This window comes from Kitasatospora sp. NPDC101176, assembly GCF_044768035.1.
In the GTDB taxonomy this organism is placed as follows: Bacteria; Actinomycetota; Actinomycetes; order Streptomycetales; family Streptomycetaceae; genus Kitasatospora.
In genome coordinates this window covers 93,514-112,733 of sequence record NZ_JBIWPA010000010.1, presented here as the reverse complement: position 1 = coordinate 112,733, position 19,220 = coordinate 93,514, and the positions used below count along the sequence as shown (strand labels likewise).

The following is a 19,220-nucleotide window of genomic DNA, read 5'->3' as shown; positions in this document are numbered from 1 at the left end:
CGACTCCGGGCGGATCCCTGCACCAGAAGGCCTCCCTCATGCCGAACACCGTGCCGCAGACCGCCCACGATCAGGGCGCCCGGGCCGGGCACTCCGGACTCGTCGAGCAGCACGGGGTGGACACCATCCCCGACGCCGAGCGGACCAGCACCCCCCGCGACGTGGCCAGCATCCTCATCGGCTCCAACCTCGCGTTCGGCGTCGTCGTCTTCGGCTGGCTGCCGGTCTCCTTCGGGCTGTCCTTCTGGAGCAGCATCGCCGCCCTGCTGGTCGGCACCGTCGCCGGGATCGCCCTGACCGCACCGCTGGCCCTGGTCTCGCTGCGCACCGCGACCAACCTGTCCACCAGCTCCGGCGCGTTCTTCGGCGTGCGGGGCCGGCTGATCGGCTCGGTGGTCGGGCTGCTGCTGTCCCTCGGCTACACGGCGCTGTCGCTCTGGGTGGGCGGCGACGTGGTGGTGGGCGCGCTCAACCGGATGCTCGGTCTGCCCGCGGACGGCGTGGCGTACGTGGCGACGTACGCCGTGCTGGCCGTGCTGAGCGCCACCGCCGCCGTCTTCGGCTACCGGCTGCTGCTGAAGCTGGAGCGGGTGCTGATGTGGGCCATGGGCGCACTGCTGCTGGCCGGGCTGTTCGCCTTCGCCCCGCACTTCGACGGCTCCGCGCACGGCGCCTACCTGCTCGGCGGGTTCTGGCCGACCTGGCTGCTGGCGGTGGTCGCGGCCGGGCTGAGCGGCCCGATCGCCTTCATCACCCTGCTCGGCGACTACACCCGGTACGTCTCCCCCGCCCGGCACTCCGGGCGCAAGGTGCTCCGGTCGACCTGCCTGGGGCTGTTCCTGGGCCTGCTGATCCCCCAGGTGTTCGGCACCTTCACCGCGGTGGCCACCGGCGCCGGCAACGACTACGTGCACGGCCTGATCGCCGGCGCACCGGCCTGGTTCCTGCTGCCGCTGCTGCTCAACGGCCTGCTGGGCAGCGCCGGCAACACCGGCCTGATGCTCTACAGCATGGGCCTGGACCTGGACGCCATCCTGCCGCGCGCCACCCGGCTGCAGGCCACCTACGTGGTGGCGGCCCTGGCGGCAGTGCTGGTCTTCCTCGGCCACTTCGTCTGGAACGCCCAGGACGCCGTCACCTCGTTCGTGCTGGTGCTGACGGCGATCGGCACCCCGTGGGCGGTGATCACCCTGATCGGTCACCGGCGGTTCCGCGGGGACTACGACCGGCACTCGCTGCAGGTGCTCAACCAGCGCACCCGGGGCGGCGTCTACTGGTACCGCGCGGGCTGGAACGTCCCGGCGACGACCGCCTGGGCGGCCGGCAGCGTGCTGGGGCTGGCCGCCGTGGACACCCCGGCCTACCGGGGGCCGCTGCTGTCGCTGACCGGCGGGATCGACCTCAGCTTCCTGTTTTCGGGGGCGCTGGCCGCCGCGCTGTACCTGCTGCTCTCCCGCGGGGCGCGCGGCCGGGCGCCGAAGCACTCCGCCGCGGAGCCGGTGCCGGTGCCGGGCGACCGGCCCGGCGCCGCGGTCCGGGACCCTGCGGTCTGAGGCTCCGCGGCGGGGCCCGGCGGAGGGACCGGCAGAGGGGCCCGACCCCGTCCGCGATGATCAACGACAATCGAATGGTGCTATCGTCATTGGCACCATGTTGCTGAAGCTGGACACCGGCGACGCCCCCCCCCTGCACGAGCAGGTGGCGGGCGCCATCCGTCGAGCCGTCGCCGAGGGCGAGTGCGCCCCCGGGGACAGGCTGCCACCCGCCCGGGACCTGTCCCGGGCGCTCGGGGTGAACACCAACACCGTCCTGCGCGGGCTGCGCACGCTGCGGGACGAGGGCGTGCTGGAGTTCCGGCGGGGCCGCGGCATCACCGTCGCGGCGGACGCCGACACCCGCTCCGAACTGGTCGAGCGGGTCCACCGACTGGTCGCCGACGCGGCCCGGGCGGGCTACAGCGGCAACGATCTCGTGGACATGATCAGGGGGATGTCGTGACGGACGGGGAACCGATACCCGAGGAGCGCGGGGCACCGCACCGGGGCGCGGTCTGGGGAGCGGCGGCCTGGTCGGCCGGCGTGCTGGTGCTGCTGGTCGCCCTGCCGTGGGCGGCCCGGCACCGGCTGCCCGACCCGCTCGCCACCCACTGGGGCGGCCACGACCCGGACGGCTCGATGTCGCCGACCGGGGCCGCACTGTTCCCGGCCGGGACGTGGCTGGTGCTGGTGCTGGCCACCGCCGCCCTGCACCGCTTCGGGCGCCGGGCGGCCACCGGCCGGGCGCGCGGCGCCACCGGGGCCGCGCTGGCCGCCGGCGGCGTGCTGCTGACGGGGGCCCAGGCCTCCATCGTGCACGCCAACCTGGACCACGCCCGCTGGCAGGACGCCGATCCGGTCGGCACCGCGGTGGCGGCGGTCGTCGCCGCGAGCGCGCTCGCCGGCCTGCTCACCTGGCTGGCCGCCCGTCCGCGCGGCGCCACCCCGGCCGGGCCGCGCCCGACGCCCGGGGCCCCGGTGATGGCCGTCCCGCCGGGCGAGCAGGTGGTCTGGCTCTCCCGGGTCGTCAACCCGTGGCTGCAGCTGACGGCCGCCGTGCTGGGCGTCTGCGCGATGGGCGGGCTGCTCGCGCCGGCCAGCGGGCTGATCGCGCTCAACTGGTCGCTGGTCGTCCCCTTCGCCTCCACCTCGGTGATCGTCCTCGCCTGCTCCTCGGTCCGGGCCCGGGTCACCGCCCGCGGGCTGCACCTCGGCTTCGGCCCGTTCGGCTGGCCCGCCCGGCGCTGGTCCCCCGCCGACCTCGAGTCGGCCCGCGCCGAGCAGCGCGGCCCCGCCCAGGCCGGCGGCTGGGGCTACCGGATCAACGGCCTGGGCACCACCGTGATGCTGCGGCGCGGGACGTGCCTGGTCGTCCGCAACCGGCGCGGCGCCGAGTTCGCGGTCAGCCTCGACGACGCCGAACGCGGCGCGGCCCTGCTCAACTCCCTGATCGCCCGGTCCGACCGGACGGCCGTGACGCACGGAGACGATCACCGATGACCGATGCCCACGCCGACCTCGGCGTCCTCACCGAGCTCACCGTCGCCGTGGACTACGGCCGCGCCCACACCACCTTCCTGGTGCACACGGACGGCTCCCGCGAGCCGGTGGCCCGGATGCACAAGGACGCGGCCTACGACCACAGCGCCGCCTACCGGGTGTTCGGCGGGCCCCGGCTCGACCAGCTGCTCGGCCACGTCGACAACTTCTCCGCGGCCGCCGCCGACCGTTCCCCGATCGGCCGGGTCGACCACCGCTCCCGGTCCTGGCGGCCCGACCTGTGGACCTTCGAACAGCACGGCCTGGCCGCCCTGGAGGGCGAGCCGGTCGGCCTCGCCAACCGGGCCCGCCGCAGCCTGCCGCTGCTCGACCGCGGCGTGGTCGACACCGCCCTGGCCTTCCGGATGCACTACCGCTCCGCGGAGTCGGCGGGCTTCGAACTCACCCGCCACGCGGGCGTCCGGGCCACCTACGGCGTCCGGATCCACGACCCGCGGATCTCCCGCCTCCTCGTGCTGGCCTGCGTCGCCCACTTCAACACCTACAGCACCGCCGACCCCCGCAAGGCCGTGGTGGACCTCACTGCCAACCCGCTCAAGGCCTGACGGAGCGCCACACCGCGGGGCCGGGCGGCCGGAAACCGCCCGGCCCCGCAGTGTGGCGCGGGGTAGTTGAGCGGGTACACCAGGTGACAGCGGCTCTCGGAAGCAAGGAGGCGGCCGTGACCCATGACTGGCGTGCGGAGAGAACCCTTCGACAGGACTCGCTCGACACCCGGAACGGCAGGGGCATCCAGGACGAACGGACGGTCGGCTCGCTGCGCCTCGGCGTCGGCCTGATCGGCGTGCTGCTGCCACCGGCCCTGCCCGCGGGCAACTGGCTGTTCGCCGAACTGACGGGGCGCAGCACGGCCGGCTTCTGGCCGGTGTCGATGAGCGGCTCGTACTACACCAGCACCCGCAACCTCTTCGTCGGCGGCCTGTGCGCACTCGGGGTGTTCCTGATCTGCTACCGCTTCGACCGGCGGGACGACCGCTGGAGCACCGCGGCCGGCGTGTTCGCCCTCGGGGTCGCGCTGTGCCCCACCACCCCGGACCACCCGACCACCTTCCAGACCACGGTCGGCGTGCTGCACCTCGTCTTCGCGGGGCTGCTGTTCGCCATGTTGGCGATGTTCTGCCTCTTCTCCTTCCGCAACCCCCGCTCCAGCCAGGCGTCCTGGGTCGGTGCGGGCTACCTGGCGGCCGGGGTGGTGATCCCGGTCGCGCTGCTGTGCTCCGTCCTCGCGGCGGTGACGGGCTTCGGCGACGACTGGTCCGTCCGGCCGGTCTACCTGTGCGAGTGGCTCGCGACCTGGGCCTTCGGTGCCGCCTGGATCGGCGCGGCGCTCGAACTCGCCTCGGCCGGCGGCGCGTTCACCCGCGCGACGGTGCTGCCCCGGCAGTCCTCCGCCGCCGCGGACGGCGCGGAGCCCCAACCCCGGTAGGCCGGTGGGCCGGTGGGCCGGCGGCCCGGGGGTTTCGAGCCGGCCCCGTGCCCCCGGCCGTCGGACGCCCCCTGAACCGACGGCCGAGGGATCGTCATCTCGTCGTACCGGAGCACCGTTACCATGCGCACCATGGCCCGCCACCGCGGCGGCCGGTGACGGAGCACCAGTCAACGGGAGGACGAGCATGTCGAACGAGGTCCGGGCGCAGCGCGGCGCGCAGCAGGAATACCCGTCGGTGGACCTGCGGATGGACGTCCCGCACTCAGCCCGGGTCTACGACTACCTCATCGGCGGCAAGACCAACTTCGAGGCGGACCGGGTGGCCGCACACGCCTCGGTGGAGGCCTGGCCGGCCCTGCCGGTCTCCATGCGCACCACCCGCGACTTCATGCAGCGGGCGGTGCGCCGGCTCGCCGAGGAGCACGGCATCCGCCAGTTCCTCGACATCGGCACCGGCATCCCCACCTCCCCCAACGTGCACGAGATCGCCCAGGCCGTCGCCCCGGACGCGCGGGTCGCGTACGTCGACAACGACCCGATCGTGCTCACCCACGCGAGGGCCCTGATGTCCAGCACCGCGGAGGGCCGCACCTGCTACGTGGACGCCGACTTCCGCGACCCGGCGTCGATCCTCGACGACCCGCGGCTGCGCGAGGTCCTCGACCTGTCCCGGCCGGTGGCGCTCTCGCTGGTCGCCATCGTGCACTTCGTGCTGGACGCCGACGACCCGCAGGGCATCGTGCGCCGCTTCATGGACGCCCTGGCCCCCGGCAGCATGCTGGTGCTGACCGTCTTCACCGGCGACACCGACCCGGTCGGCGTGGGCGGCGTCGGCCGGGAGTACAACGCGCGCGGCATTCCGCTGCAGATCCGCGACAAGGCCGAGACGGAGGCCTTCTTCGACGGCTACGAGCTGCTGGAACCCGGGGTCGCCCTGGTCCACCGCTGGCACCCGGACCCGGACGCCGAGCCCGTCCGCGACCAGGACATCGCGATGTACGCGGGCGTGGCGGTCAAGCGCTGAGCCCTCGGGCCGCCGTCACCCCGGGACGGGCACCAGGCCCGTCCCGGAGGCGAGGATGACCAGCGCACCCCATCTCCAGCGCGGCCCGCACCAGCGGCTGGTCGTCGACACCTACCGGTGGACGGCCGACGTCTCGCACGCCCTGCCGTTCACCGCCTGGCGCCGGCTGGCCACCCTCAGCCTGGCCCACGCGAGGCCCTCCGACCACCCGGCCACCGTGGCCGGCTCCTGGACCGGCCTCGCGCTCTGGGCGCTCGCCTCGCTGCCGCTCGCCGTCCTCGTCATCCGGCGCCGCGACCACTGGGCGGGACCCGCCCTACGGGGTGTCACCGGCCGCGACGTCCGCCACCGCCACCACCAGGGCCACCAGCACCAGGCCCGCCGCCACCGCCACGCCCAGTTGGAAGGCCAGCGCCCAGTCCGGGTGCCGGCCGCGGGCGTGGGCGAAGAACACCGAGCCGACGATCGCGATGCCGACCGCCGAACCCACCCGCTGGGCGGTCTGCAGCACCCCGCCCGCGCTGCCCGCCCGGGCCACCGGCACCCGCTGGAGGGTCAGCGTCTGGTTCGGCGCGATCACCAGCCCGCTGCCCGCCCCCGCCACCAGCAGCGGCAGCGCCGTCGCCCAGCCCGTCGCCGCCCCCGACCAGAGCCGCACCGCCCCCGCCGAGGCCATCAGACCGCACAGCACCAGCAGCAGCCCGGCCACCACCAGCCGCCGCCCCAGCCGGGCGACCAGCCGCCCGCCCACCGCCGCCGCACCGGCCGAGCCGAGCGCGAACGGGGTGATCGCCAGACCGGCCGACAGCGCCGAGTAGTGCAGGCCCGCCTGCAGGTACAGCGTGAAGATGAAGAAGATGGCGGTGAACCCGGCGAAGTACACCAGCGACAGCGCCACGCCCGCCGCATACGGGCGCACCGCGAACAGCGCCATGTTGACCAGCGGCTCCCGCCGCCGCGCGTAGTACCGCTCCCAGCCGACGAAGGCGCCGAGCAGAGCGGCCGCCAGCGGCAGCAGCAGCCAGCGCGCCGCGCTGTGCCACTGCTGCTCCTGGACGAACGGCAGCAGCAGCGCCACCGTGCCGGCGCCGAGCAGCAGCACCCCGACCGGGTCGAAGTCGCGGTGCCCGGCCCGCTCGGCGGCCGGCGCGGGCGGCGGGAGCAGCCGGTGGGCGAGCGGCAGGGCCGCCACCCCGATCGGCAGGTTCACCAGGAACACCCAGCGCCAGCCGTCCTGAGGCCCGAACAGGTGGATCAGCAGGCCGCCCAGCAGCGGGCCGACGGCGGTGGACAGGCCGATGGTCGCGCCGAGCGCGCCGAAGGCCCGGCCGCGCTCGGCCCCCTGGAACAGCGTCTGGATGAAGCCGGAGACCTGTGGGACGAGCACCCCGCCGGCCGCGCCCTGGAACAACCTGGCCAGCACCAGCCACTCCTGGCTCCGGGCCGCCCCCGCCAGGGCACTGGCCAGGGTGAACAGGGCCAGCCCGGTGAGGAAGACGGCCCGTCTGCTGCGCGCGTCCCCGAGCCGCCCGGCCGGGACCAGCACCAGGCCGAAGGCCAGCGCGTAGCCGCTCAGCACCCACTGCAGCCCGCTCTCCGACATGTGCAGCCCGGCCCGGACGGTCGGCAGCGCGACGTTGACGATGCTGACGTCCAGCAGCGTCATGAACCCGGCGACCAGGCAGACCGCGAGCGCCCGCCAGCGCCGCGCGGCGGCCGGCCCGGCGACGCCGGACGGCGGGGGGTCCACCGCGCTGCGGGAGGGGTGGGCGGTCATGGGAGCCTCTTCCCGGTGTCCGGGGGCGTCCTCGCACGGGCCCCGGTCGGCTCCGGTCGACGGACGGGCGCTGCCCGGCCATCGTCGCCCGGACCACCCCACCGCGCCACGCGGCCCGTCCCCGCTCACCCGGACGGGCGAGCCGGATCGCGGCGGCCCGCGGCCGGGCCCGAGGCTGAGGGCATGAACGCCGCGACCGAAACCCCGCCCGCCGCCCCACCGGTGCTGGACGTCCGGCAGCGGAACGTCGTCTTCGGCACCATCGTGCTGGGCATGCTGCTGGCCGCCCTCGACCAGACCATCGTCGGCACCGCGCTGCCCACCATCGTGGCCGACCTCGGCGGTGCCGCCCACATGTCCTGGGTGGTGACCTCCTACCTGCTGGCGGAGACGGTGGCGACCGTCCTGGCCGGCAAGTTCGGCGACCTGTACGGGCGCAAGCTGCTGTTCCAGGTGTCCGCGATCGTCTTCATCACCGGCTCGTTCCTGTGCGGCCTGGCGACCGACATGACGCTGCTGATCGCCTGGCGGGCGCTCCAGGGCGTCGGCGCGGGCGGCCTGATGGTCACCGCCATGGCGCTGATCGCCGACGTCATCCCGCTGCGCGAGCGCGGCAAGTACCAGGGCGCGATCGGCGCGGTGTTCGGCGTGGCCACGGTGATCGGCCCGCTGCTGGGCGGGCTGTTCACCGACCACCTGTCCTGGCGCTGGGCGTTCTACGTCAACGTGCCGATCGCCGTCGTCGTGGTGATCGCGGCCGCGCGGACCATTCCGGCGGTCCGCTCGGCGGTGCGGCCGGTCATCGACTACCTGGGCATCGCCCTGGTCTCGGTCGGCGCCAGCGCCCTGATCCTGGCGACCAGTTGGGGCGGCAACCAGTACGCCTGGGGCTCGCCGGTGATCATCGCCCTGTTCGCCGGCGGCGTCCTGGCACTCGGCCTGTTCTGCCGGGCGGAGACCCGGGCCGTCCAACCGATGCTGCCGATGCGGCTGTTCCGCAACCCGGTGTTCGCGGTCTGCTCGGTGCTCAGCTTCATCGTCGGCTTCGCCATGCTCGGCGCGCTGACCTTCCTGCCGACGTTCCTGCAGTACGTCGACGGCGACTCGGCGACCGTCTCCGGCGTGCGGATGCTGCCGATGGTGATCGGCCTGCTGATCGCCTCGGTCGCCAGCGGCAACGTCGTCAGCAAGACCGGCAGGTACCGGATGTTCCCGATCGCCGGCACCCTGGTGATGGCCGTCGGCCTCTACCTGCTCTCCCGGCTGGAACCGGGCACGGGCACCGCGCTGGCCTCCTTCTACATGTTCGTCCTCGGCGTCGGCATCGGGCTGAGCATGCAGGTGCTCACCATCGCCGTGCAGAACACCGTCGACTACGCGGACCTCGGCACCGCAACCTCCGGGGTCACCTTCTTCCGCACCATCGGCAGTTCCTTCGGCACCGCCGTGTTCGGCACCATCTACGCCAACAGCCTCAGCACCGAACTGGCCAGGGGTGTGGCCGTGTCCGCTCGGCTCACCGGCGCCGACCCGGCGCTGCTGGCCCGCGCCGCGGAGAGCCCGCAGGGGCTGCACCGGCTGCCGCCCGCGCAGGCGGCGCCGATCGTCCAGGCGTACGCGGACGCCCTGCACACCGTCTTCCTGTGGACGGTGCCGGTCGCGCTGATCGGCTTCGTGGTGGCGCTGTTCCTCCAGCAGGTGCCGCTGCGCGACACCGCCCGGGCCGGCTCGACCGACCTCGGCGAGGGCTTCGCCCAGCCGAACAGCAGCGACCCCGACCCGCACCTGGAACTGGCGGTCTGCAAGATCGTCCGCGGCGTCGACCTGGACACCGTCCGCTCGATCGTCACCGACGCCGACACCCCGGTCGACCTCGCCGGCGCCTGGGCGCTGATGGAGGTCGCCGGGCACGACAAGGCGCTCGGCGAGGCCTCGCTGGGCCTGATCGCCGCCCGCAAGCGCGTGCCGCCCGAGGTGCTGGAGCCGGTCTTCGACCGGATGACCGTCGAGGGCTACCTGACGCGCGACGGCGACCGCCTCACCCACACGGAGGCCGGCACCCGCGAGGTCCGCGCCCTCGCCCGCGCCTGGTCGGACTGGCTCAACGCCCGGCTGGACGCCGACGCCGGCCGCCCCCGCAGCCCGCAGCTGCGCACCGCCGCGGACGCCGTCGCCTGGCGCCTGCTGGTCGAGGACCTCGCCAACGGGCTCCCGGCCCACGCCAAGGCCAAGGCGCGGGCGAGGGCCGGGGTGGAGTGACCGCGGGGCCCGTCCGGGCAGGAGCTACGCCGCGTGGGCCCCGCCGGGCAGGAGCTACGCCGCCTCGAGCCGCTTCGCCAGCACCAGCTCGCGGCGCAGCCCGTCGTCGAGGAGGTCACCGGGTTCGTCGGTGTCGGCGAAGCCGTGCCGGCGGTAGAGGGCGATCGCGGCGTCGTTGTCGGGCATCACGGCCAGCTTCAGGGTGGTGCGGCCCTGCTCGGCGGCCCAGCGGGCGATCCCGTCGATCAGCTCGCCGGCCACCCCGCGGCCGCGGGCGGCCGGGCCGACCCACATCGAGATCAGCTCGGCGGCCGCGGCGTCCCCGTCGGCGGGCACGCCGCTGGCCATCGCGACCGGGGTGCCGTCCAGGACGGCGACCAGGTCGAGGGCGCCGGGGATCTCCAGCCGGGATCGCCAGCGGGCCTCGCGGTCCCCGTCGCCCTGCCAGTCGGCGAGCACGGACCCGAAGGCGTACGGCGCCTCGGTGAGGGCGGCCAGGCGCAGCTCGCGCCAGAGCGGCCAGTCGTCGGAGGAGAGTACTCGCAGTTCAAGCATGGTGCGGACCTTGCCGCACCCCGGTCGGCGGGGCAACCGTATTACCGGGCGGCCGACTGGTCCGTCGGGGGTGGCACGCCGAGAGCATCGACGCCCTCCACCGTTCCCGGCGCTCCCCCACACCTTGCCCCGCCTATCGAGATTCGATAGATTCCCATCGTCTTTCGATGGAGGGATGACCGTGGGAAATCTGACCGTGCGCGCGCTGCGCGCCGTGCTCCTGGTGGTGCTCGCCGGCACCGTGCTCGTACAGGCCGGGCTGGTGTGGGCGCTGGCCACCGACCCGGAGGACGGGACGCTGCCGCTGACCGCGATGCGCCTGCTGACGATCCTGGGGCTGGCGTCGGCCCAGGTCGCCCTGGTCTGCGTGTGGCGGCTCGTGGCGATGGTCCGGCGCGGGACGGTGTTCTCCCCGGCCGCCTTCCGGTACGTGGACGGCGTGATCGGCGCCATCGTGGCGGCCTCCCTCGTCTGGTTCTCGGTCACCGCCGTCAACGCGCCCGGCCAGCGCGAGGACCCGGGGGTCACCGTCATCATGGGCGGCATCGGCCTGGCCATCCTGGGCGTCGCGCTCATCGTGCTGGTGCTGCGGATGCTGCTCGCCCAGGCCGTCGCGCGCGACGTCGAGGCCACCCAGCTGCAGGCCGAGCTGGACGAGGTGATCTGATGCCGATCGCCGTCGACATCGACGTGATGCTGGCCAGGCGCAAGATGTCCGTGGGCGAGCTCGCGGACCGCGTGGGCATCACCCCCGCCAACCTCGCGGTCCTCAAGAACGGCCGGGCCAAGGCGGTGCGGTTCGCCACCCTCGCCGCGCTCTGCGAGGTGCTCGAGTGCCAGCCGGGCGACCTGCTGCGCTGGGAGGGCGAGGACGACACGGGCGACGCCACGGGCGGCACCGGCGGCGTTGCTGAAGGAACGCTGAAGACCTGAAGGCACCTTCAGCCGCCCGGCCCGGCGACCTGCCACCCTGGGGGCATGCGCGTACTGGTGGAGAACGACGGGCGGCCGGCAGGGCCCCGGGGCGGGGCCGGCTTCCGCGGGGTGGCCGCAGGTGGCTGACCGGACCCGCCCTTCCGCTCCCCGGGCGGGCCGCCGCCGCGCCACGGCCGCACTGCACCGGCTCGCCGGGCACCCCCGCGTCGCTCCCCTGGTCGCTCGCCTCGCACCGCGGTCCGTCCGCACCCGCACCACCCTCGCCGCCTGCGCCAGCGTGGCCGTCGTCATGCTCGCCGCGTCCGCCGCCGTCCTCCTGCTGCTGCGCGCCAACCTGGAGCGCACCGTCGAGACGGGCGCCCGCGAACAGGCCCAGGCCGTCGCCCGGCTCGCCGCCGACGGCCACCTCGCCACACCGCTCCCCCTCGACCACGGCACCGACTTCATCCAGGTCACCGACGCCGCGGGGAAGGTCGTCGCCGCGAGCCAGAACCTCACCGGACACCCCGCCCTCACCCCCACCACGACCGAGGACGGCCACACCAGCTACGACCTGCGCGCCCTCGGCGACGAGCACCACCAGCGCGTCACCACCCTCACCGCCGACACCCCCGCCGGCCCCGTCACCATCCGCGTCGGCGCCTCCCTGCGCACCGCCGACACCGCGGAGGACCTCACCACCGCCGCACTGGCCGGCCTCAGCGCCGTCCTGCTGGTCACCGTCGCCACCCTCACCTGGCGCGCGACCGGCCGTGCGCTGCGCCCGGTGGAGGCGATCCGCGCCGAGGTCGCCGCCATCGGCGACCGCGACCTCGACCGGCGGGTGCCCGAACCCCGCAGCGACGACGAGATCGCCCGCCTCGCCGGCACGATGAACGCCATGCTCGACCGCCTGGAGACCGCCGGCACCCGCCAGCGCCGGTTCATCGCCGACGCCTCCCACGAACTGCGCAGCCCCCTCACCGGCCTGCGCGCACAGCTGGAGATCGCCCTCACCCACCCCGACCCACAGGTGCGCACCGGCCTCGTCGCCGGAGCCCTGGAGGACACCGAACGCCTCCAGTCCCTCGCCACCGACCTGCTGCTCCTCGCCCGCCTCGACGCCACCGGCAGCGACCGCCCGCACGAGCAGGTCGACCTCACCGAACTCGTCCGCGCCACCGTGGCGGGCCGCGGCCCGCAGCCCCACCCCGTCGACCTGCGCGCCCAGGAGGGGATCACCGTCACCGGCAACCCGCTGTGGCTCGGACGGCTGCTGACCAACCTCCTCGACAACGCCCAGCGCCACGCCCGCCGGCACGTCACCGTCCGGCTGTCCGCGGACGACACCGGCGGGCAGGCCGTCCTCGACGTGGCCAACGACGGCACCCCGATCGATCCGGCCGACCGGGAGCGGATCTTCGAACGGTTCACCCGCCTCGACGAGGCCCGCAGCCGCGACGACGGCGGCAGCGGTCTGGGCCTGTCCATCGCCCGTGACATCGCCACCATCCACGGCGGCACCCTCACCGTCCAGGACGCGCCGGACGGCACCACCTTCCGCGCCCGTCTGCCGGTCACCCGGGGCTGAGCCCCGCTCCCCCGGCCCGGCACGGCCCCGAGCCGGTCAGCCGCCCGTCAGCCGGTCAGCCGCCGTCGGACGCCAGGCGGTAGCCGGCGCCGCGGACGGTCTGCACCGCGGCCCGGCCGAAGGGCGCGTCGATCTTGCGGCGGAGGGCGCTGACGTGGACCTCGACGGTGTTGGGGTCACTGTCGAGGGCGGTGTCCCACACCGCGTCCAGGATCTCCCGCTTCGACACGACCTCACCGGCCCGGCGGGCGAGGTGGTCCAGCACGGCGAACTCGCGCGGCGTCAGCGCGACGGCGGCACCGCCCCGGGAGCAGGTGCGGGCGGCGGAGTCGACGACGAGGTCGCCCAGGACGGTGCGCCGGGGCGCCCGGCTGCCGATCCGGCGGGCGAGCGCCCGGAGCCGGGCGGTGAGGACGACGAAGGAGAAGGGCTTGGACAGGTAGTCGTCGGCACCGGTGTCGAGCGCCTCGGCCTCGTCCCACTCGCCGTCCTTGGCGGTGAGCATCAGGATGCCGACGTCGCTGCCGGCGGCCCGCAGCCGTGAGCAGACCCGGTAGCCGTTGAGGCCGGGCAGCATGATGTCGAGGACGATCACGTCGTAGGCGTGGTCCATGGCCCTGGCCAGGCCGGACAGCCCGTCGTGGGCCACGTCCACGGTGAACCCCTCCGCGGTCAGTCCGAGCTGGACCGTCTGGGCCAGCCGGCGTTCGTCCTCCACCACCAGTACGCGCATACCCACCAGGGTGGCAGGTCCCCCGACCGGAAGCTGAAGGCGTCTTCAGGTCTTCAGCCGATCTTCAGCAACACCCGGACATGCTGGCGGTACCGCCCGGGAAAGGCCCCGGGCCCGTCGAGGATCGGCGGCCGACCCCCTCGTCTCGTCGGCGCGGCCCGCGCCGCGCATCATGGAAGGAGCGCCGTCCTCGTGGGCGCCACGACTACCCCCCAGCGGACCCACCGACGCCAGGACCTCTCCGCAGGGCCCGCCTGGAGCAAGGTCCCGCAGGTCACCGCCGTGTTCTGGGCCGTCAAGATCCTCACCACCGGCATGGGCGAGACCACCTCCGACTACCTGGCCCGCGTCCTGGGCCCGGTGCCGGCGGTCGGCTCGGCGGCGCTGCTGCTGGCCGCCGCGCTGTTCGCACAGGCCCGCACCCGCCGCTACGTCCCCGTCGTGTACTGGGCCGCGGTCGTCATGGTGAGCGTCTTCGGGACCATGGCCGCCGACGTCGCGCACGTCGCCCTGGGCGTGCCGTACGCCGTCTCCACGGTGGCCTTCGCCGGTGCCCTCGCCCTGGTGTTCGCCCTGTGGCGCCGCACCGAGGGGACGCTCGCGGTGGAGACCGTCGCCGGCGGCCGGCGCGAGGTCTTCTACTGGTGCACGGTGATGGCCACGTTCGCGCTCGGCACCGCCGTCGGTGACCTGACCGCCGCCACCCTGGGCTGGGGCTACCTGCCCTCCGGGCTGCTGTTCGCCGCACTGATCGCCGTGCCGGCGCTCGCGCACCGGCTGTCCGGCCTCTCGCCGGTGCTCACGTTCTGGTGGGCCTACGTGCTCACCCGCCCGCTGGGCGCCTGCTTCGCCGACTGGGCCGGGGTCAGCCGGGAGCGCGGCGGCCTGGACCTGGGCACCGGGCCGGTGAGCCTGGCCCTCGCCGCCGTCATCGTGGTGGCCGTGGCATGGCTGGCGACCACCGAGCGGCGCACCCTCCGGGCCATGGCCTGACGCGACCACGGCCCTGCGGCCGTAGCCGACCGAACCCGCTCCCCGAGGAGGGACGCAGATCATGGTGAACCTGTCGTCGGGCCTGCTGGCCGTCAACCCGCTGGACGCCGGATCGCTGCTCGGCGCGTTCGGCGCGCTGGGGATCGCCGTGGTGCTGTTCGCGGAGACCGGCCTGCTGGTCGGCTTCTTCCTGCCGGGCGACTCGCTGCTCTTCACGGCGGGCCTGCTCTGCACCACGAGCGCCCACGGCGGACCGCACCTGGACCTCGCCCAGGTGCTCGCCGCCGCCGCGGTCGGTGCCCTGACCGGGGCCCAGGTCGGCTACCTGCTGGGGCGCCGCGGCGGCCGGACGCTGCTCACCCGCTCCCGCAACAAGCGCCTGCACGACGGGGCGGCGCGGGCCGAGGAGATCCTGCAGCGCTACGGGCACGCCAAAGCCGTCGTCCTGGCCCGCTTCGTCCCGGTGGTGCGCACCGTCCTCAACCCGCTGGCGGGCGCGCTCGGCGTCGACGCCCGGACCTTCACCCTCTGGCAGGTCGTCGGCGGCCTGGTCTGGACGTTCGGCCTGGTCCTCGCCGGCTACGCGCTCGGCTCCTCCGTGCCGAACGTCGACCACTACCTGCTGCCGGTGGTCGCCGCAGTGGTCGTGGTGTCGCTGCTGCCGCTCGGGCTGGAGCTGCTGCGCTCGCGCCGGAAGGCGGGAACCCGGTGACGGCCCGCCCCGGCGTGCTGCCCGGCCGGCCGGCCGCGCGGGCCGGTGCCCCGGCCGAGCGCCCCGGCCTGGAGCCGCTGCGCCGGAGGGCTCTGCGCCGGGAGCCGCTGTGCCGGCGGCCGCTGCGCCAGGTGGCCGCCTCATGAGCCGGCCGAGCCCGCGCCGAGCCCGCACCACCGCCGCGGTGGCGGCCGGTCTGTTCGTCGTGCTCGCCGTCGGGCTGGCGACCCGTGGGTGGGCCCCGTTCGGGTTCGAGACCTGGGCGCTCGCCCGCAGCGCCGCCCACCGACCGGCCGCGGCCCGGGAGGCGGCCGTCGCGGTGACGTGGTTCGGCACCGGCGTCGCCCCGTACGTCATGGCGCTCGCCGCCGGTGCCGTGCTCCTCGGCGCGGTGCCCCGGCCGAGGGAGCGGCGGCGCGCCGTCGCGCTGGCACTGGCGCCGCTGCTGTGGCTGGCCCTCGGGCAGCTGGTGCGCCAGGGCCTGATGCACGGCTTCGGCCGCCCCCGCCCGCCCGCCGGCTACCGGGCGGTCTCCGCGTCGGGCTTCTCCTTCCCCTCGGGGCACACGTTCACCTCGGCGGTGTGCGCCGGGCTGCTCGCGCTGGCGGTCGCCCGGGCCCGGCCCGGCCTGGCGCGGTGGGCGGTGGCCTGCGCGGCGGTGTTCGCGGCCACGATCGGACTCAGCCGCGTCTACCTGGGCGTCCACTGGCCCCTCGACGTGCTCGGCGGCTGGCTCCTCGCCGCGGCCTGGCTGGCCGGCGGCGCCCTCCTCCTCGACCGCGTCCTGCGGTGGGCCCGCGCTCCGCGCCCGCCGTCCGGCGGTGACCGGGCGCCCGGGAGTACCGCCCCGTAGGGTCAGCTGAGGCACACCTGAGTCACACAGGCGGTCCCCATGACCGTCACACCGGCGGCGGGCGGGCTCCGGTCGCCGGCCGCGGCCGGCCCCGGCGGACCTGGTCCCCGGCGAACGAGGACGTCGAGGCCACCGGGACTGACGGGGCGGACGGCTGACGCGACCGGCCGGGCGGACCAGTCCACCGCGGTCGCACGCACTCGCAGGCCCCCGATCAGCCGCACCGACAACACATCGGGTCAGCCCGCCAGCGGCGGGTTCAGCCGGGCGAAGGCCTCCTGACGGTGGTACGGGAAGTACGGGTAGGGCGCGGTGCGGTCGCTCGCGGCGTCCAGTCGGGCGGCCTGCTCCTCGGTCAGCGCCCAGCCGACCGCGCCGAGGTTCTGGCGCAGCTGCTCCTCGTTGCGGGCGCCGATGATGACGGAGGAGACGGTCGGGCGGCGCAGCAGCCAGTTGATCGCGACCTGCGGGATGCTGCGGCCGGTCTCCTGCGCGACCTCGTCGAGCGCGTCGACCACCCGGTACAGCAGCTCGTCCTCGACCGGCGGGCCGTAGTCGGCGGTGTCGTGCAGGCGGCTGCCGGCCGGCAGGGGCCTGCCGCGCCGGATCCGGCCGGTGAGGCGGCCCCAGCCCAGCGGGCTCCAGACCAGGGCGCCGACGCCCTCCTCGCGGGCCAGCGGCATCAGTTCCCACTCGTAGTCGCGGCCGACCAGGGAGTAGTAGACCTGGTGGGCCGCATAGCGGGGGCGGCCGTGGCGGTCGGCGGCGGCCAGGGACTTCATCAGCTGCCAGCCGGAGAAGTTGGAGACGCCGGTGTAGCGGATCTTGCCGGCCCGGACCAGGTCCTCCAGGGTGGCCAGCACCTCCTCGACCGGGGTGCCGGCGTCGTAGGCGTGCAGCTGGAAGAGGTCCAGGTAGTCGGTGTCGAGGCGGCGCAGCGCGGCGTCGACGGCCCTGGTGAGGCGGACCCGGGAGGTGCCGGCGTCGTTCGGTCCGTCGCCCAGCGGCAGGCCGGCCTTGGTGGAGATGAGCACCTGGTCGCGGCGGCCGCGGACGGCGCGGCCGAGGACCTCCTCGGAGCCGCCGTCGGAGTAGACGTCGGCGGTGTCGAAGAGGGTGACGCCGGCGTCGACGGCGATGTCGAGCAGGCGCCGGGCCTCCTGGACGTCGGTGGTGCCCCAGGCGCCGAACAGCGGTCCGCGACCGCCGAAGGTGCCGGTGCCGAGGCTGAGCGCGGGGACCTTGAGGCCGGAGTTGCCGAGCCTGCGGTACTCCATCGCGGTGCCGGTGGCGGAGGTCATGACGGTTCTCCCCTCGAAAGCCCTTAACGGGACTCCCATGCCGTTAGGATGGTTCGACCCTAGCAGGTCGACCCGGACTAATGGAACAGGAATCCCGTTAATGGCCGTCGAGAACCACGACTCCCCCACCCCCGGGACGGTCCGCCCCGGCGGCCGCACCGCCCGGGTCCGCGCCGCCGTCCTGCGGGCCGCCGAGGACGCCCTGGTCGAACGCGGCTTCGGCGGCCTCGACCTCGGCGACGTCGCCCAGCGGGCCGAGGTCGGCCGCACCACCGTCTACCGCCGCTGGGGCACCACCAGCGCCCTGGTCGCGGACCTGCTGGCCGACATGGCCGAGCAGTCGCTGCCGCGCTCCCGCAGCGGCTCCCTCGCCGAGGACCTCCGGGCCAACGCCCGGCTCGTCCAGCGCACCCTGGCCGACCCCCGGCAGGGCGCCCTGTTCCGGGCGGTGATCGTCGCCGCAGCCTGCGACGCGGAGGCCGCCGAGGCGCTCCGACTGTTCTACCGACGCCGGGTCGAGGAGTGGGCGCCGTGCGTCACCGAGGCCGTCGAACGCGGCGAACTCCCCACGGACACCGACGAGTCCGAGGTGATCCGGGCCGTCTCCGCACCGCTCTACTACCGGATGCTGACCACCGCCGAAGCACTCGACGAACCCGCCGCCGACCGCGCCGCGGCCGCCGCCGAGGCCGCCGCCCGGGCCGGCGCCCACCGACGCCAGGACACCTGAGCACCAGCGCCGGAGCAGCGCCGTCGGAGAAGGCTCCCCCGGGACGCCGACGGCCGCACGGCGCGGGTGCGCCGTGCGGCCGTCGGGAGTGGGCCCCCGACCGGGCCGAGCCGGTCTAGAAGAACCCCTCATCATCCTCGTAGTAGTTGTTCACGACCACCTCCGGGCCGTCGTCGCTCAACGCCTCGTTGAGGAGCACGCCGCCGACCAGGCCCGCCGCGCCCGCACCGATCATCGCGCCCGTCCCGAACCGCCGCCCGCCCTGGGCCGGTTGCCCCTGGGCCTGAGCGGGCACCTGCGAGTAGCCCTGCTGGACCGGCTGCGGGTAGCCCTGCTGGACCGGCTGCGGGTAGCCGGCCTGCGGCGGGGTGTAGAACGGCGGCACGGTGGTCTGCACCCGCTGGGCGCACGCCGCGCAGGCCTCGACCGGGCGCGGCACGCCCCACTGCGGCGACCACGACACCACCGTGGAACCGGGGCCGTGCGAGGGATCGAAGAAACAGGTCACGGGGAGACTCCCTGCGGTCGACTGGGTCATGGGGGCGAGCGGCGCGGCGACGGGCAGCGCGGGCGGCGCCGGCGGTGGCGGTGGGACGGCCGGCACGGAGGCCGCCGGAGCCAGGGCGGCCGGCGCTGCGGGAGCGGGCTGCAGGACGTCCACGCCGAAGTCTGCGGCGATGCCGGCGAGGCCCGCCGCGTACCCCTGCCCGACGGCCCGGAACTTCCAGTCCGCACCGTTGCGGTAGAGCTCCCCGAACACCATCGCGGTCTCGCTGCCGGCCTCGGGCGCGACCTCGTACCTGGCCAGCTCGACGCCGCCGTCCGGGTCGGCGATCCGCACGTACGCGCCGCGGACCTGACCGAAGCTCTGCCGCCGCTGCGCCGCGTCGTAGATCGCGACGGCGAAGACGATCCGCTCGACCCCGGCGTCGACGTCCGCGAGCCGGACCTCGATCCGCTCCCGGTCGCCGGCCGTGCCGTCGCCGGCGCCGCCCTGGTGGCGGACCGCGCCGTCCGGGCTCTGCAGGTTGTTGAAGAAGACGAAGTGCCGGTCGGAGACGACCTTCCCGGAGGGGCCGCAGAGCAGCGCGCTGGCGTCCAGGTCGTACCCGGCGCCGGCCGTCCAGCCGAGGCCGATCCGTACGGTCCGCAGCCCGCGGGCCTGCTTCCCCAGGGAGACGTTGCCGCCCTTCGTCAGGGCCACACTCATGGGACTTCCTCCACAACCGTCCGATATACCGCTGTTCTTCCGT

General features: G+C 75.0%; 20 protein-coding genes. 15 read left to right on the top strand and 5 right to left on the bottom strand.

The features are described 5' to 3' along the window. Window positions 1-38 precede the first annotated feature (38 nt). From ACIRS1_RS16940 to ACIRS1_RS16915, 6 genes are all read left to right on the top strand, one after another. Window positions 39-1,553, top strand: coding sequence for a purine-cytosine permease family protein (locus ACIRS1_RS16940; RefSeq protein WP_402840255.1), 1,515 nt, complete (start codon window positions 39-41; stop codon window positions 1,551-1,553). Window positions 1,554-1,650: 97 nt separating this feature from the next. After that, the gene (locus ACIRS1_RS16935) at window positions 1,651-1,998 is read left to right on the top strand and encodes a GntR family transcriptional regulator (protein ID WP_402840252.1); all 348 of its coding nucleotides are present in this window, start codon (window positions 1,651-1,653) and stop codon (window positions 1,996-1,998) included. Further along, on the top strand, window positions 1,995-3,035 hold the full coding sequence (locus ACIRS1_RS16930) for a DUF1648 domain-containing protein (RefSeq protein ID WP_402840249.1): 1,041 nt from the start codon (window positions 1,995-1,997) through the stop codon (window positions 3,033-3,035). The genes ACIRS1_RS16935 and ACIRS1_RS16930 overlap by 4 nt, the downstream gene beginning before the upstream one ends. Further along, complete coding sequence (locus tag ACIRS1_RS16925; RefSeq protein ID WP_402840246.1) at window positions 3,032-3,640, top strand: hypothetical protein; 609 nt, start codon at window positions 3,032-3,034, stop codon at window positions 3,638-3,640. Before ACIRS1_RS16930 ends, ACIRS1_RS16925 begins: the two co-directional genes overlap by 4 nt. Before the next feature lie 116 nt (window positions 3,641-3,756). Next, window positions 3,757-4,521, top strand: coding sequence for a hypothetical protein (locus ACIRS1_RS16920; RefSeq protein ID WP_402840243.1), 765 nt, complete (start codon window positions 3,757-3,759; stop codon window positions 4,519-4,521). A gap of 187 nt (window positions 4,522-4,708) precedes the next feature. Beyond that, on the top strand, window positions 4,709-5,548 hold the full coding sequence (locus tag ACIRS1_RS16915; RefSeq protein ID WP_360209740.1) for an SAM-dependent methyltransferase: 840 nt from the start codon (window positions 4,709-4,711) through the stop codon (window positions 5,546-5,548). Window positions 5,549-5,864: 316 nt separating this feature from the next. On the opposite strand, the gene ACIRS1_RS16910 is transcribed toward ACIRS1_RS16915, so the two are convergent. Further along, window positions 5,865-7,325 carry an MFS transporter gene (locus ACIRS1_RS16910; RefSeq protein WP_402840240.1) on the bottom strand — a complete coding sequence of 487 codons (1,461 nt, stop codon included), beginning with the start codon at window positions 7,323-7,325 and terminating at the stop codon, window positions 5,865-5,867. 183 nt (window positions 7,326-7,508) lie between these two features. Here ACIRS1_RS16910 and ACIRS1_RS16905 point away from each other — a divergent pair, with 183 nt between their 5' ends. Then, window positions 7,509-9,584, top strand: coding sequence for an MDR family MFS transporter (locus tag ACIRS1_RS16905; protein WP_402840237.1), 2,076 nt, complete (start codon window positions 7,509-7,511; stop codon window positions 9,582-9,584). Between the two features lie 54 nt (window positions 9,585-9,638). Here ACIRS1_RS16905 and ACIRS1_RS16900 read toward each other — a convergent pair whose 3' ends face one another. Next, window positions 9,639-10,139 (bottom strand): GNAT family N-acetyltransferase, encoded by a 501-nt coding sequence (locus ACIRS1_RS16900; protein ID WP_396317694.1) that lies wholly within the window; start codon window positions 10,137-10,139, stop codon window positions 9,639-9,641. Between the two features lie 181 nt (window positions 10,140-10,320). Here ACIRS1_RS16900 and ACIRS1_RS16895 point away from each other — a divergent pair, with 181 nt between their 5' ends. The 3 genes from ACIRS1_RS16895 to ACIRS1_RS16885 all read left to right on the top strand — a co-directional run bounded on the left by ACIRS1_RS16895 (window position 10,321) and on the right by ACIRS1_RS16885 (window position 12,645). Continuing rightward, on the top strand, window positions 10,321-10,806 hold the full coding sequence (locus tag ACIRS1_RS16895) for a DUF2975 domain-containing protein (protein ID WP_387905656.1): 486 nt from the start codon (window positions 10,321-10,323) through the stop codon (window positions 10,804-10,806). Then, window positions 10,806-11,072 (top strand): helix-turn-helix transcriptional regulator, encoded by a 267-nt coding sequence (locus ACIRS1_RS16890; RefSeq protein WP_360209722.1) that lies wholly within the window; start codon window positions 10,806-10,808, stop codon window positions 11,070-11,072. Before ACIRS1_RS16895 ends, ACIRS1_RS16890 begins: the two co-directional genes overlap by 1 nt. A gap of 121 nt (window positions 11,073-11,193) precedes the next feature. Further along, entirely contained in the window at window positions 11,194-12,645 is a 1,452-nt protein-coding gene (locus ACIRS1_RS16885; RefSeq protein WP_402840233.1) for a sensor histidine kinase, read from the top strand. 55 nt (window positions 12,646-12,700) lie between these two features. Here ACIRS1_RS16885 and ACIRS1_RS16880 read toward each other — a convergent pair whose 3' ends face one another. Beyond that, complete coding sequence (locus ACIRS1_RS16880; protein WP_360209718.1) at window positions 12,701-13,378, bottom strand: response regulator transcription factor; 678 nt, start codon at window positions 13,376-13,378, stop codon at window positions 12,701-12,703. A 192-nt stretch (window positions 13,379-13,570) separates the two neighbouring features. Here ACIRS1_RS16880 and ACIRS1_RS16875 point away from each other — a divergent pair, with 192 nt between their 5' ends. The 4 genes from ACIRS1_RS16875 (at window position 13,571) to ACIRS1_RS16860 (ending at window position 15,936) form a co-directional block, all read left to right on the top strand. Then, complete coding sequence (locus ACIRS1_RS16875) at window positions 13,571-14,371, top strand: hypothetical protein (protein ID WP_402840230.1); 801 nt, start codon at window positions 13,571-13,573, stop codon at window positions 14,369-14,371. A gap of 61 nt (window positions 14,372-14,432) precedes the next feature. Further along, entirely contained in the window at window positions 14,433-15,083 is a 651-nt protein-coding gene (locus ACIRS1_RS16870) for a DedA family protein (RefSeq protein ID WP_402840227.1), read from the top strand. Further along, window positions 15,080-15,229: a hypothetical protein gene (locus tag ACIRS1_RS16865; RefSeq protein ID WP_402840225.1), complete on the top strand. Its 150-nt coding sequence runs from the start codon at window positions 15,080-15,082 to the stop codon at window positions 15,227-15,229. The genes ACIRS1_RS16870 and ACIRS1_RS16865 overlap by 4 nt, the downstream gene beginning before the upstream one ends. Continuing rightward, a complete protein-coding gene (locus ACIRS1_RS16860) occupies window positions 15,226-15,936 on the top strand; it encodes a phosphatase PAP2 family protein (RefSeq protein WP_402840222.1) in 711 nt (236 codons plus the stop codon). Before ACIRS1_RS16865 ends, ACIRS1_RS16860 begins: the two co-directional genes overlap by 4 nt. Before the next feature lie 239 nt (window positions 15,937-16,175). Here ACIRS1_RS16860 and ACIRS1_RS16855 read toward each other — a convergent pair whose 3' ends face one another. Then, a complete protein-coding gene (locus ACIRS1_RS16855) occupies window positions 16,176-17,213 on the bottom strand; it encodes an aldo/keto reductase (protein WP_402840476.1) in 1,038 nt (345 codons plus the stop codon). Between the two features lie 124 nt (window positions 17,214-17,337). On the opposite strand from ACIRS1_RS16855, the gene ACIRS1_RS16850 reads away from it, so the two are divergent. Continuing rightward, entirely contained in the window at window positions 17,338-17,967 is a 630-nt protein-coding gene (locus ACIRS1_RS16850) for a TetR/AcrR family transcriptional regulator (RefSeq protein ID WP_402840219.1), read from the top strand. A 115-nt stretch (window positions 17,968-18,082) separates the two neighbouring features. Here ACIRS1_RS16850 and ACIRS1_RS16845 read toward each other — a convergent pair whose 3' ends face one another. Then, a complete protein-coding gene (locus ACIRS1_RS16845) occupies window positions 18,083-19,177 on the bottom strand; it encodes a TerD family protein (RefSeq protein WP_402840216.1) in 1,095 nt (364 codons plus the stop codon). Window positions 19,178-19,220: the final 43 nt, after the last annotated feature.

Coding starts and splice junctions, on each gene's coding strand:
- ACIRS1_RS16940 (WP_402840255.1), top strand. CDS start 39: ATGCCGAACACCGTGCCGCAGACCGCCCACGATCAGGGCGCCCGGGCC.
- ACIRS1_RS16905 (WP_402840237.1), top strand. CDS start 7,509: ATGAACGCCGCGACCGAAACCCCGCCCGCCGCCCCACCGGTGCTGGAC.
- ACIRS1_RS16925 (WP_402840246.1), top strand. CDS start 3,032: ATGACCGATGCCCACGCCGACCTCGGCGTCCTCACCGAGCTCACCGTC.
- ACIRS1_RS16850 (WP_402840219.1), top strand. CDS start 17,338: ATGGCCGTCGAGAACCACGACTCCCCCACCCCCGGGACGGTCCGCCCC.
- ACIRS1_RS16870 (WP_402840227.1), top strand. CDS start 14,433: ATGGTGAACCTGTCGTCGGGCCTGCTGGCCGTCAACCCGCTGGACGCC.
- ACIRS1_RS16935 (WP_402840252.1), top strand. CDS start 1,651: ATGTTGCTGAAGCTGGACACCGGCGACGCCCCCCCCCTGCACGAGCAG.
- ACIRS1_RS16855 (WP_402840476.1), bottom strand. CDS start 17,213: ATGGAGTACCGCAGGCTCGGCAACTCCGGCCTCAAGGTCCCCGCGCTC.
- ACIRS1_RS16915 (WP_360209740.1), top strand. CDS start 4,709: ATGTCGAACGAGGTCCGGGCGCAGCGCGGCGCGCAGCAGGAATACCCG.
- ACIRS1_RS16845 (WP_402840216.1), bottom strand. CDS start 19,177: ATGAGTGTGGCCCTGACGAAGGGCGGCAACGTCTCCCTGGGGAAGCAG.
- ACIRS1_RS16890 (WP_360209722.1), top strand. CDS start 10,806: ATGCCGATCGCCGTCGACATCGACGTGATGCTGGCCAGGCGCAAGATG.
- ACIRS1_RS16900 (WP_396317694.1), bottom strand. CDS start 10,139: ATGCTTGAACTGCGAGTACTCTCCTCCGACGACTGGCCGCTCTGGCGC.
- ACIRS1_RS16910 (WP_402840240.1), bottom strand. CDS start 7,325: ATGACCGCCCACCCCTCCCGCAGCGCGGTGGACCCCCCGCCGTCCGGC.
- ACIRS1_RS16860 (WP_402840222.1), top strand. CDS start 15,226: ATGAGCCGGCCGAGCCCGCGCCGAGCCCGCACCACCGCCGCGGTGGCG.
- ACIRS1_RS16880 (WP_360209718.1), bottom strand. CDS start 13,378: ATGCGCGTACTGGTGGTGGAGGACGAACGCCGGCTGGCCCAGACGGTC.